The organism is Actinomyces urogenitalis DSM 15434, from assembly GCF_000159035.1.
In the GTDB taxonomy this organism is placed as follows: Bacteria; Actinomycetota; Actinomycetes; order Actinomycetales; family Actinomycetaceae; genus Actinomyces; species Actinomyces urogenitalis.
The window spans coordinates 24,574-36,682 of sequence record NZ_DS999574.1; the positions used below are offsets into that span (position 1 = coordinate 24,574).

Here is a 12,109-nt window from a genome sequence, read left to right on the forward strand (position 1 = left end):
GTCCAGCCCCAGGAGCCCGGCGCCTGCGGCCATCTCGATGACGGTAGCGGTGACCTGCGTGCTCTCCTGAAGCGCCTGCGCGGTGCGGGTCAGCACCCGCACGCCGACCCCTCCGGTGCGCAGGATCGCCCCTGCCTCGCGACCCCACTCCTCCAGCAGCACCGTCACCAGGCGGACGAGCTCCTCGGCCGCGCGCGATGCCTGGTCCGCCACGGCGGCAGCCTCCTGGACCTCCAGCTCCTCGGGCCTGGGGGCAACGGGGGTCTGAGGCACCTGCGGACGGGGACCGAAGACCTCAGCCAGCCCGGGCACTGCTCCGGCCTCGACCACCAGCGCCAGGTGACGCAACCGCTCCAGTCCGGCAGCGACGTCGTCGGCTCCGATCCCGGTGGCACGGCTGATGACGCCCGCATCCTGGGTTCCCAGCGCCACGACTGCCTGGGCCACAGCCAGGGGCTGGGCGCCCAGGTCCGCGAGCGCGATCTCCACGCTCGGGCGTCCGCCGGCGCGGGCAGCCAGGGTGGTGAAGGAGGACGAGGGCGGGGCGATAAGGTCGCGGCGAGACTGCAGGAGCTGGGCGATCTCGGCGTCGGAACGAGCGGTGAGGGTGGCGGCGAGGCCGTCCGTGCCCGCGATGCCACCAGTGGGCGGCTGCGTCGGCGGCGTCGCGTCCTGGCCGGTGGCCGCGCGCGTGCGGCTGGTGCGGGAAGTGCCTGGGGTGCTCATCCTTGTCACATTACCGCTCCTGCCACCCGCGCCTGGTGGCACGGGCCACGCTGACCGGCCTGCGCGCTCCGCCGCCGGTGAAGGCGTCGCCTGCGTCACGGCCCGGAGGCGCTCGTCGCGCGATACTCCCCCCATGCCTGCCTCTGCCCCGCCCGACGGACCCCTCATCGTCCAGAGCGACAAGACCGTCCTGCTGGAGGTCTCCCACCCGGCCTCCGCCGACGCCCGACGCGCCATCGCCCCCTTCGCCGAGCTGGAGCGGGCGCCGGAGCACATCCACACCTACCGCATCACGCCGCTGGCACTGTGGAACGCTCGCGCCGCCGGCCTGGACGCGGAGACGGTCATCCACGTGCTGATCACCTACTCCCGCTTCCCGGTGCCGCACTCGCTGCTCACCGAGATCGCCGAGACGATGGGACGCTACGGCCGCCTGCAGCTGGTCACCGACCCCGCGCACAGGCTCGTCCTGCACGCGACCGACGTACCGGTCCTGGAGGAGGTCATGCGCTCCAAGCGGACCAAGGGGTTGCTGGGCGAGAGACTGTCCCCCGAGGACGTCGTGGTCCATCCCTCCGAGCGCGGTCACCTCAAGCAGGTGCTCATCAAGCTGGGCTGGCCGGCGGAGGACCTGGCCGGCTACGTCGACGGCGAGGCGCACCCGATCGCCCTGCACGACGACCCGCAGGCAGCTGCGGCCGGCCAGCCAGGAGCCTTCGCTCTGCGCCCCTACCAGGCCGAGGCGGTGGACGCCTTCTGGGCGGGAGGAAGCGGCGTCGTCGTCCTGCCCTGCGGGGCCGGCAAGACCCTGGTGGGCGCGGCCTCGATGGCCCGCAGCTCGACGACGACCCTCATCCTGGTCACCAACGCGGTCTCGGCACGGCAGTGGAAGGAGGAGCTCATTCGCTTCACCTCCCTGACCGAGGACGAGATCGGGGAGTACTCGGGCTCGCGCAAGGAGGTCCGCCCGGTCACGATCGCCACCTACCAGGTGCTCACGACCAAGAGGAAGGGTGTCTACCCTCACCTGGACCTGCTGGACGCCCACGACTGGGGACTCATCGTCTACGACGAGGTCCACCTCCTGCCCGCGCCGATCTTTCGCATGACCGCGGACCTGCAGGCCCGGCGTCGCCTGGGCCTGACGGCCACGCTGGTACGCGAGGACGGGCGCGAGGACGAGGTCTTCAGCCTCATCGGGCCCAAGCGCTATGACGCGCCGTGGAAGGACCTGGAGAACCAGGGCTGGATCGCGCCGGCAGTGTGCACCGAGGTGCGGCTGAGCCTGGAGGCCGGCGAGCGGATGACCTACGCCACCGCCGAGAGCGAGGACCGTTACCGGTTGGCAGCGACGACGCCGGCCAAGGTGGCGGTGGTGGACCAACTGCTGGCCCGCCATGCAGGCGAGTCGGCGCTGGTCATTGGTCAGTACGTCGACCAGCTGGAGGAGCTCGCGGAGCACCTGGGGGCGCCGGTCATCACCGGGTCGACCACCGTGCGCGAGCGGCAGAAGCTCTACCAGGCCTTCCGCGACGGGGAGGTGAGCACCCTCGTGGTCTCCAAGGTCGCCAACTTCTCCATTGACCTGCCCGGCGCCTCGGTGGCGATCCAGGTCTCGGGCTCCTTCGGCTCGCGCCAGGAGGAGGCCCAGCGTCTGGGGCGGATCGTGCGTCCCAAGTCCGACGGGCGTCAGGCCCACTTCTACACCGTGGTCACCCGCGACACCGTGGACCAGGAGTTTGCCTCTCACCGCCAGCGCTTCCTGGCCGAGCAGGGCTACGCCTACGAGGTCACGGACGCCTCCGACCTCTGAAGGGCGGTTGGTTCCTGAGGAAGGGGTTGAAGGAGGAGCTGCAGGGGCCTGAAGGAGGGGCGGAAGGGGCAGCCGGCCGTCTGGGGTGCCGGGCCGCCCTTCTCTGGGCCTCTCGCCCTCCCCCGCACTGTTCGCGCTCCTTCCTCGCTACCCCTCCGCGCCCTTCGCTACCCCTTGGCGTCCTTCGCACCCCCACCAAGACCTCCCACGCCGCTCCTTCGCCGCTCCTTCACCACCTCCGCTACCCCTCCGCGTCCTTCGCACCCCCGTAGCGCGCGCTACCAGGTAGCGGACAACACCAAGAGGTAGCGACAGACAGAACGGGGTAGCGGTGAACGCGGTCGGGTAGCGAAGCCAGCAGGGCCTGGCCCGCACACGCACGGTCGGACAACACCAAGGGGTAGCGAACACGGACGCCAGATAACGAAAGACAGCAGGAAGAGGCGGAGAACGCCAAGCGAGGCAGCTGCGAACACGCGGGACGGTAACAAACAACGCGACCATGGGCACCGACCATCGTCCTCTCGCGAACCCCGCTACCCCATCACCACCTTCACTACCCCTTGGCGTCCTTCGCACCCCCGTAGCGCGCGCTACGGGATAGCGGACAACACCAAGGGGTAGCGACCGCCAGAACGAGGTAGCGACGGTGAGAACGGGGTGGTGGCAACCAGCATGGGATAGCGCCGAACACTCGCGAACGAGCGCCCCAGCGAGCGCGCACCGCTGCCGGGGCCCCACCAAGGTGCGTCCGCCCAGATTCCGATGAACGGATACGGCATCTGTCCCCGCGAGCGTGCACCGCTGCCGGGCAAAGAATGCCAGCCCCCGGGCACACACCCAGCGGCATCGCACGCAAACGTGCGCCACTGCCGGGCGAGGGAAGTCAGTTCGCTTCACCGCCGGGCGAGGTCTAGGGCCCCGCCCCCCGAGCGAGGGAAGTCACCCGCCTGTAGCCCGTCAGTCATGAGGGCACGCTGCCCCCGCCCCCCGAGCGAGGGAAGTCACCGCCGCGCAGATGTCACCTATCGCGTTTCGTAGCGCGCCCCGAGCGAGGGAGGTCAGTCCCGGGCGTCGCGCTGCGCGGCGTAGGCGCGGGCGTGGCGCACGAGCTCGCGCGCCAGACCACGCCCGTAGGCCTGCGCCACCGAGTCCGCCTCCTCAGCAGTGGCACGCGCCTGCTTGCCCGCAGCCACCGCCTCAGCAGGAAGCTCACGGCCGGAGGGCACGGCGGAGTCCGTGACGGCGGGCGGCTCAACGCCCATCTCCTGCGCCACCTCACGCTCAGTCCACGAACCCAGACGGGCAGGGCTGGCCTCGGGGTGGTGCTGGAAGGCGAGCATCCGCCCCACACGCCAGGTGTGGATCGGGCAGCGCTGGGAGGAGGCCAGGAGCGTGGCCCCCTCCGGCAGGCTCACGACGGCGTCGTCGTGCGAGACGACGGCAGGCAGGCGGGTGCCGTCCTGGGTCGAGATCCCGGCACGCACCGCAGCGCGCACGGCCTCGTCGATCACGGGCCCCAGGACCCGATCGACCAAGGCAGCCTCAGTCAGCTCCAGCTCGGCAACCCCGTGCTCACCGCCGTCAGGCGACGGCACAGCCGTCACCGCGCCGAGGGCCTCAGCCGCCACCTGGGCACCCAGGCAGATCGTCAGGGTCGGCAGCCCATCTGCCACGGCATGGCGGATGATCTCGCGCAGCCCCTCCAGCCACGGGTGGGCCGCGTCATCGTGGGCGCTCATCTGGCCTCCCAGGACCACGAGGCCGTCACCCAGGTCATCCGTAGCCGGCAGCGCCTCACCCTTCCACACCCGGATGGTGCGCAGCCGGGCCCCGGAAGCGAAGAGCCACTCGCCCAGGCGGTCCAAGGGCGCGACGGCGTCCGGCTCGATCACCGTGATGAGCGGCCCGGCAGGCCGCGGCGTGGACGCCGGGATAACCGGGACCGACGGCGTCTGGCCGAGCGCGCTGGTACCGGTGGAGGAAGATGACGTCATGTCGCTGGGCTGAGTCATGGGTCTATTGACTCCAAGCCGCCGCGGTCGCGCAAGCCGAGCGGATCACGTTCGCCGTCAGCCGCGCACTCCGGCACCACGCCACCCACGTGCCGCGCACACACCTGCCGCGGCCCGGACTGACAAGGCGAGTCAACGCGCTGGCGGCGAAAGAAGTTGCCTCGCCCGAGCTCCAGCCAGCACCATATGTCGTGATGCACACGACACCTTCGCCTCGGCGCCCAGCCCTCGGGGGCCTGGCTGGCTGCGGCCTGCTTCTGTCCGCCGCGCTCGTGGCACCCGTCGCGCTCGCCGCCCCACAAGTGCCTGCCCGCACCAGCGAACCCGCCCTCACTGCCGTGTCCGCACCGCAGGCCGCTCTCACCTCCCTGCCGGCAACGACCACAACAGACTCCCTGCCCTCAACCACCCTGCTGGACCAGGTGACGGACGCCGCCGGGATCCTCACCGCCTCCACCGCTGAGAAGGCCGTGGCCACGGCGGAGCGCAACGGCGTCCACCTGTGGGTCGTCACCTACGACAACGCTTCCGAGCTCGCTACCGACTTTGCCGCCGAGGCCTGGTCCTGGACCGGGCTGGGTGCCTATGACGTCCTGCTGGTCATCAACATCTCCACCGCCGATCCCTCCCAGCGCAGCTACGCCTTCGACGGCGACTCTCGAGGCTCGGTGTGGTCCCAGGCCCGCCTGGGTGAGGTCCGCCTGCGCATCGAGGAGCACCTGAAGGCCGGGGACTGGGACGGGGCCGTGACCTCGATCGTGGAGGACCTGTCCACCGGCAGCGACTCCTCTGCCTCCCCCGCCCAGCGTGAGGTCGTTGAGCACGCTGAGCCCGATGCTGGCGAGCACCCTGCCCCCTGGATGCTTCTCGCATTCGTCGGGGTCGGCGCCCTCGGCTCGGCCACCCTGGTGCGCCGCCTGACGGCAGCGGCACGACGACGCAAAGGCCGCCAGCCCACGACGCAAGGAGAAGGCATGAACAACGCGCTGCCACCGTCCCAGACCCTGCCGCTGGAGACCCTGCGCGCCCAGGCCTCAGCCACGCTCCTTGCGGCCGACGACGCCGTACGCGCCGCCGACGAGGAGCTGTCCTACGCTCAGGCGCAGTTCGGGCTGTCCGCCACGGACGACTTCACCCAGGCTCTGGCCCAGGCACGTGAGCACATGGAGCGTGCCTTCGAGCTGCGCAAGCTGCTGGATGACGACATCCCCGAGACCGAGGCGGTCCAGCGCCAGATGTACGGCGAGATGCTCCAGCGCTGCGAGCAGGCCACCACCGTCATCTCCGCCCAGGAGAAGGCCTTCCACGAGCGGCGCGGTATCGAGGCCAACCTGCCCACGGCGATCGCCGAGACCCGGCAGCGCGCGGCAGAGACCGAGCAGGCCCTGCATGCGGCGCAGACCCTCCTGGTCACGCTCCACGCGACCTTCCCGCCTTCGGCGCTGAGCTCGGTGTCCCACGCCCCCGATCAGGGCCTGCGGCTGCTCGCGGCCGGACGCACCGCCTTGGAGCAGGCGCAGGCCTCGGTCGACGACGGCCAGCAGACCACCGCGGTCGAACAGGTCCGCATCGCCCAGGGTGCGATCGCCCAGGCTGGCCAGCTCGCCGCCCAGGTCCGCGGGGCCCGCGAGCGCCTGGAGCGGGCGGCAACAGACCTGGAGGCAGCGATCGCCTCGATCTCCTCCGACCTCATCGACGCCCAGCGCCTGGCCGCCCAGGTACCTGCAGCAACCCTGGCGCCCCTGGTTCGCCAGGCTGAGGCAGCGGTGGAGCAAGGGCGGGCCGCCCTGCCGGTCGCCAGCGGCGCGATGCTCACCAGCGCTTCCCCCGACACCTCCACCGGCGCCGAGGCACTGACGAGCGGGGGCGACCCGCTGGCAGCCCTGGACCGCCTGGCTCGCTGCGAGGCAGCCCTGGACGCCGCCCTGGCACCCGCCCGCGCCAAGGAGGAGAACGACTCACGTGCACGGGCCTCACTCGGTTCGCGTCTGGCCCGCCTCAACTCCCAGATCGAGGCCGTGACCTCCTATATCTCCACCCACCGCGGCGCCGTCGGCTCCTCGGCTCGCACCGCGCTGTCCGAGGCCACTCGCCACGCTGCCGCAGCCACCTCGCTGCAGACCAGCGATCCGACGGCGGCCCTTGCCGAGGTCGCTGCCGGCGAGCCGCTGGTGGCACAGGCTCAGGCCATCGCTGAGGCCGATGTGCGTGACAACGAGGACTCCTTCGGAGGACTGGGCGGCCCCCGTGGCGGAGGAGGTGACCTGGACCTGGGTTCGCTGGTCCTAGGCGGCATCCTTCTGGGCGGCCTGGGAGGCGGCCACCGGGACCACGGCTACGGCGGCTGGGGAGGCCCGCGCCCCGGCGGTGGCTTTGGCGGCGGCGGCTTTGGCGGCGGCGGTGGCAGCTTCGGCGGTGGAGGAGGCTTCGGCGGTGGAGGAGGCTTCGGCGGTGGAGGCGGCCGTTTCTGAGTGTGCCCGCCCTCATGCCCACAGCGATACCGCCGTCATGACCGCGACGCGCAGGCAGGTTCCGTGGAAGCATCCAGGTCAGCAGGCGACTGCTGGCACCGCACCGCGGTGACCGCCCCACACCCGTTTGTCACCGACACGATCTACGAAAGGGACAACCCATGGCTGAGAAGCAGTCGATCCTGGGCCGCATTGCCCAGCTGACCCGTGCCAACATCAACGCTCTCCTCGACCGCGCCGAGGACCCGGAGAAGATGCTCGACCAGCTCGTGCGCGACTACACCTCCTCCATCGCCGAGGCCCGCGAGGCCGTGGCCCAGACCATCGGCAACCTGCGCCTGGCGGAGAAGGACCACGACGCCGACCTCGCCGAGGCCAAGGACTGGGGCAACAAGGCCCTGGCCGCCTCGACCAAGGCTGACCAGCTGCGTGCCGGTGGGGATGAGGCGGGAGCCGACAAGTGGGACTCCCTGGCCAAGATCGCCATCACCAAGCAGATCGCGGCGGAGAACGAGGCGAAGTCGGCCGAGCCGATGATCGACTCCCAGCGCCAGGTCGTCGAGCAGCTCAAGACGGGTCTGACCCAGATGGAGGCGCGTCTGGGTGACCTCAAGTCCCGCCGCGACGCCCTGGTGGCTCGCCAGAAGTCCGCGCAGGCACAGGTCAAGGTCCAGGGTGCAATCCGCTCGATCAACGTCATGGACCCCACCTCCGAGCTCGCTCGCTACGAGGACCAGGTGCGCCGCATCGAGGCTCAGGCCGAGGGCCAGGCCGAGCTGGCCGGTACCTCGCTGGAGGCCCAGTTCGCTGAGCTGGAGTCCGCCGCCGCCATGACCGAGGCGGAGGCTCGTCTGGCCGCGCTCAAGGCGGGAGGCTCCTCCGCCCTGCCTTCCGCCCAGGCACCGGCGCAGATCACCGACGGCGAGGTCGACGCCGCCTTTGCCGCTCTCAAGGCGCAGGACGCTGAGGAGGAGACCTCCTCCTACTGAGGTCGCGCACCCACCACAGCCGACCACTAGCGCAGCCGCACCACAACCACCGTGGTGCGGCTGCGCCGTCGTGGTCCCCGGCCTCCTGGAGGCCGCGAAGCCCGGCTGCGCGCCGCAGAGCCGCCCACAAGGTGCGCCGCCCGAGCAGCCGCCGATACGATGTCCCTATGATCGCCACCTCAGCCGTGCCCACCTACCTCCTCGTCGACGGGGAGAACATCGACGCCACCTTGGGCATGAGTGTCCTGGGACGGCGGCCTGAGCCCGAGGAGCGCCCACGCTGGGACCGGGTCCTGTCCTTCTGCGACACCCTGTCCGATCAGGAGGCCGGCGGCGAGGACGAGGACACCCACGCTCTGTTCTTCCTCAACGCCACCTCCGGGCACATGCCGATGAGCTTCGTCCAGGCGCTGCTGGCCATGGACTACCGCCCCATCCCCCTGGCCGGCTCGGGCAACCCCGAAGAGAAGGTCGTCGACATCGGTATCCAGCGCACCCTGGACGCCCTGGCGGAGCGGGTCGAGTCCGGCCTAAGCGCCCAGGTCCTGCTCGGCTCGCACGACGGCGACTACATCCCTCAGATCGAGCGTCTCCTGGACGCCGGGGCCAAGGTCGGGGTGCTGTGCTTCAAGGAGTTCCTCAACGCGCAGCTGGCTGCGCTGGAGTCGCGCGGGCTGGTCATCCATGACCTGGAGTCGGACGTGCGGGCCTTCACCATCGCCCTGCCGCGCGTGCGGATCATCTCCCTGGAGGAGTTCGACCCCACCGCCTTCATCTAGGCCCGTCGGGGTGGTCGGCCGCCTCGCACCGACCACCTACGATCCGTTCAGGCAACATTCAGCCTCCGGGGGCACAGTGCCGCTATGGATCGTTCCCAGGACTCTGCACAGCAGCGGCACGAGGCTCGTCTTCTCGTCGTCGACGACGAGCCCAACATCCGCGACCTGCTCGCCTCCTCCCTGCGTTTTGCCGGCTTCGAGGTGGTCACGGCCGCTGACGGCAACGGGGCACTGCGCGCCGTTGACCAGGAGGAGCCTGACCTCGTGGTCCTGGACGTCATGCTCCCGGACATGGACGGCTTCACCGTGGCCCGGCGCCTGCGTGAGCGCGATGTGACCACGCCGATCCTCTTCCTCACCGCGCGCGACGACATGTCAGACAAGGTCCAGGGCCTGACGGTCGGCGGGGACGACTACGTCACCAAGCCCTTCGGCCTGGAGGAGGTCGTGGCCCGCATCCGCGCGATCCTGCGTCGCACGCACGCCACCCAGGACGAGAACGACGGCATCGTGCGAGTAGCTGACCTGGTCCTGGACGAGGACGCCCACGAGGTCCACCGTGCTGGCGTCGAGGTGGACCTGTCCCCCACCGAGTTCAAGCTGCTGCGTTACCTCATGCTCAACGCCGGCCGCGTGGTGTCCAAGGCACAGATCCTGGACCACGTCTGGGAGTACGACTGGAACGGCGACGCCGCGATCGTGGAGTCCTACATCTCCTACCTGCGCCGCAAGATCGACCAGATCGAGACCGCTGACGGGCAGCCAGTGGCACCCTTGATCCAGACCCGTCGCGGCGTGGGCTACATGCTTCGTGAGCCCAAGGGCGAGTAACGTGCGGCCGCGCGGAAGCAGGCGGCCCGGTCTGGGAATCTACGAGGCGGCGACGGCGCACACCGCCAGGCCGCCTCACGGCAAGCAGCACCGCCCCGTCAAGAAGGGGCGGTGGCACCTGATGACCTCTGCCCGGCGAGGCTGGCACAGCCTTCCGCTGAGCAAGCGTCTGGTCCTCATTACGACCGCCCTGCTCACCCTCGGGCTGCTCATCGCCTCGCTGGCCGTGACCTCCCTGCTCTACACCCACCTGCTCGGCCAGGTCGACGACCAGCTGAGCGTGACCTCGCGCGCCATCGGCTCTCAGGCCCTGACCCAGATCCGCACCGGCAACTCCTCGCTCATGCCCTCGACCTACTACGTCGAGGCCCAGTACATCGACGGCCAGAACGGCTCCATGATCTCGGCGGACACCGCCGCCGAGTACGGCACGCCCCAGATCGGCCGGCTCTCGCTTGAGGAGACGATCGCTCAGAAGGACTCCCCGGACCTGTACACCGTGGACTCTGACCTCCCGGGCAGGCAGTGGCGTGTCATCGCCCTACCGATCAAGGACGCCGACACCCAGGAGTACCGCGGCGTCGTCGCGATCGCGCTGCCTCTGAGCGGAATGATGGAGACCGTGGCCCGCACCCGGCTCATCGTGGCCATGGCGGACGTGGCCGTCATCCTCCTTGGTACGTTGGCAGCCGCTTACCTCGTCATCCGTTCCTTCCGCCCACTGCGCCAGATCGAGGCCGTGGCGGGGCGGATCGCCAAAGGTGACCTGTCCGCACGCGTACCGGTCACCGAGCCCGCGACCACCGAGGTCGGCTCGCTCCAGCGGGCGCTGAACACAATGCTCCAGCAGAATGAGCAGGCCTTCTCCGTCCAGGTGGTGGCCCAGGAGCGCATGACCCGCTTTGTCTCCGACGCCTCCCACGAGCTGCGCACCCCGCTGGCCGCCATCCGCGGTTACGGCGAGCTCTACCGCATGGGCGGTGTCCCGCCCGAGCGCCAGAACGAGGTGATGGGCCGTATCGAGACCGAGGCCTCGCGCATGGGCCGGCTGGTGGACGACCTCCTGCAGCTCGCACGTATGGACGAGGGCCGCAAGATGAACATGGAGCCGGTGGACCTGACCGAGGTCAGCCGCGGGGCGCTGTCAGACATGGCTGTTCTGGCCCCTGACCGCGAGTGCGCCCTCATCTCCCTCCAGGACGAGCAGGCCGAGCCAGGCCCCGCCGTCGTCATCGCAGACCGCGACCGACTCAGCCAGGTGATCACGAACCTGCTGGGCAACGTCACCCGCCATACCCCGGCGGGTTCGCCGGTGGAGATCGCCATCGGAGTCGTCGACGCTCCTGTGCTCACGGCAAAGTCGGAGGACCGCAACCTGCCGACTCCTGCCCCGGGGGCCGCCCAGCGCACCGCCGTGGTTGAGGTACGCGACCACGGGCCCGGCGTGCCGCTGAGCGAGGCCACCAAGGTCTTCCAACGCTTCTACCGCGCCGATACCTCACGCAACCGCGAGACCGGGGGCTCGGGTCTGGGGCTCGCGATCGTCTCGGCGATCGTGGCGCGCCACGGCGGCACGGTCCAGATGCTGCAGACCCCCGGCGGCGGCGCCACCGTGCGCATCGAGATCCCGGCCAGCACCGACCAAAGGCCCGACCAGCACTAGGACCTGGGCCACCTCGGCCACGCTGAGAGGCGAAAGGTGGCCGGACGAACAGGCATTCCCTTCGACTTCCGTGCGGAGCGAGCATACGATGGCCAGCGTTTCCTCTCCCGACCTCGGAGGCTGTGCATGGGCGTCTTGGACGCACCTCAGTGGCTGCTGCCGGCGTACGTCCGCTCTGTCAAGGCGGTCGGCGCGACGGCGGGCGCCGAGCAGATCCAGGAGGCCGGAGAGCGCCTGGTCAGCATGTGGCTCAGCCCTGACCGACGTTTCCACAACCTCAAGCACGCCATCGACATGCTGGCGCGCGTGGATGAGCTGGCTGACGAGTCCCACAACCCCGATGTCATGCGGCTGGCGGTGTGGTACCACGGCTGCGTCTTCTCCTCCGCCACGGAGGAGACTTACAAGCGCAACGGCGGAGAGGACGAGGTCGCCTCAGCGGCCTACGCCGCGGAGGACCTGCACGCTCTGGGCGTGCCGGACAAAGTCACCGACCGGATCTGCGCCCTCATCCTCAACCTCAAGCGACACAACCTGACCCACGAGGACATCGATGCCCTTGCCCTCAACGACGCCGACCTGGGCGCCCTGGCGGTTGGCCCGCAGCAGTACAAGCGTTACCGCGAGCTCGTACGCGAGGAGTACGCCCACATCCCTGCCGAGCACTATCTGCAGGCACGCCTGACGATCGTCTCCAAGCTCCTGGCCCGCGAGACACTCTTCTCCTCCCCCTTGGGTGCACGCTGGGAACTGGCCGCGCGCCAGAACCTGGAAGCGGAGAAGCGCCTGCTGGAGGACGGTCTGGCGAAGCTGGCCGCCAAG

8 protein-coding genes and 1 pseudogene are annotated in these 12,109 nt (G+C 70.1%); 7 read left to right on the forward strand and 2 right to left on the reverse strand.

Features of this window, described 5'->3' with window-relative positions; translation table 11 throughout:
* Nucleotides 1–726: pseudogene (locus HMPREF0058_RS12495) on the reverse strand (hypothetical protein); the annotation flags it as partial.
* A 133-nt stretch (nucleotides 727–859) separates the two neighbouring features.
* Here HMPREF0058_RS12495 and HMPREF0058_RS00100 point away from each other — a divergent pair.
* On the forward strand, nucleotides 860–2,539 hold the full coding sequence (locus HMPREF0058_RS00100; protein WP_006547596.1) for a DNA repair helicase XPB: 1,680 nt from the start codon (nucleotides 860–862) through the stop codon (nucleotides 2,537–2,539).
* A 1,061-nt stretch (nucleotides 2,540–3,600) separates the two neighbouring features.
* On the opposite strand, the gene HMPREF0058_RS00105 is transcribed toward HMPREF0058_RS00100, so the two are convergent.
* Nucleotides 3,601–4,554 carry a type 1 glutamine amidotransferase gene (locus HMPREF0058_RS00105; RefSeq protein WP_006547597.1) on the reverse strand — a complete coding sequence of 318 codons (954 nt, stop codon included), beginning with the start codon at nucleotides 4,552–4,554 and terminating at the stop codon, nucleotides 3,601–3,603.
* Nucleotides 4,555–4,748: 194 nt separating this feature from the next.
* Between HMPREF0058_RS00105 and HMPREF0058_RS11590 the strand changes: the two genes are divergently transcribed.
* The 6 genes from HMPREF0058_RS11590 to HMPREF0058_RS00135 all read left to right on the forward strand — a co-directional run.
* On the forward strand, nucleotides 4,749–7,025 hold the full coding sequence (locus HMPREF0058_RS11590; protein WP_050765619.1) for a TPM domain-containing protein: 2,277 nt from the start codon (nucleotides 4,749–4,751) through the stop codon (nucleotides 7,023–7,025).
* Between the two features lie 161 nt (nucleotides 7,026–7,186).
* Entirely contained in the window at nucleotides 7,187–8,014 is an 828-nt protein-coding gene (locus HMPREF0058_RS00115; RefSeq protein WP_006547599.1) for a PspA/IM30 family protein, read from the forward strand.
* 167 nt (nucleotides 8,015–8,181) lie between these two features.
* Nucleotides 8,182–8,793 carry an NYN domain-containing protein gene (locus HMPREF0058_RS00120; protein WP_006547600.1) on the forward strand — a complete coding sequence of 204 codons (612 nt, stop codon included), beginning with the start codon at nucleotides 8,182–8,184 and terminating at the stop codon, nucleotides 8,791–8,793.
* A gap of 84 nt (nucleotides 8,794–8,877) precedes the next feature.
* Nucleotides 8,878–9,624, forward strand: coding sequence for a response regulator transcription factor (locus tag HMPREF0058_RS00125; protein ID WP_006547601.1), 747 nt, complete (start codon nucleotides 8,878–8,880; stop codon nucleotides 9,622–9,624).
* Nucleotides 9,625–9,745: 121 nt separating this feature from the next.
* On the forward strand, nucleotides 9,746–11,287 hold the full coding sequence (locus HMPREF0058_RS00130) for a sensor histidine kinase (RefSeq protein WP_006547602.1): 1,542 nt from the start codon (nucleotides 9,746–9,748) through the stop codon (nucleotides 11,285–11,287).
* Between the two features lie 126 nt (nucleotides 11,288–11,413).
* A partial coding sequence (locus HMPREF0058_RS00135) for an HD domain-containing protein (protein ID WP_006547603.1) occupies nucleotides 11,414–12,109 on the forward strand: 696 nt, incomplete at its 3' end.

What these genes read in the sequence shown, in the direction of transcription:
- HMPREF0058_RS11590 (WP_050765619.1), top strand. Translation starts at nt 4,749, where the DNA reads ATGCACACGACACCTTCGCCTCGGCGCCCAGCCCTCGGGGGCCTGGCT.
- HMPREF0058_RS00105 (WP_006547597.1), bottom strand. Translation starts at nt 4,554, where the DNA reads ATGACTCAGCCCAGCGACATGACGTCATCTTCCTCCACCGGTACCAGC.
- HMPREF0058_RS00100 (WP_006547596.1), top strand. Translation starts at nt 860, where the DNA reads ATGCCTGCCTCTGCCCCGCCCGACGGACCCCTCATCGTCCAGAGCGAC.
- HMPREF0058_RS00115 (WP_006547599.1), top strand. Translation starts at nt 7,187, where the DNA reads ATGGCTGAGAAGCAGTCGATCCTGGGCCGCATTGCCCAGCTGACCCGT.
- HMPREF0058_RS00130 (WP_006547602.1), top strand. Translation starts at nt 9,746, where the DNA reads ATGACCTCTGCCCGGCGAGGCTGGCACAGCCTTCCGCTGAGCAAGCGT.
- HMPREF0058_RS00125 (WP_006547601.1), top strand. Translation starts at nt 8,878, where the DNA reads ATGGATCGTTCCCAGGACTCTGCACAGCAGCGGCACGAGGCTCGTCTT.
- HMPREF0058_RS00120 (WP_006547600.1), top strand. Translation starts at nt 8,182, where the DNA reads ATGATCGCCACCTCAGCCGTGCCCACCTACCTCCTCGTCGACGGGGAG.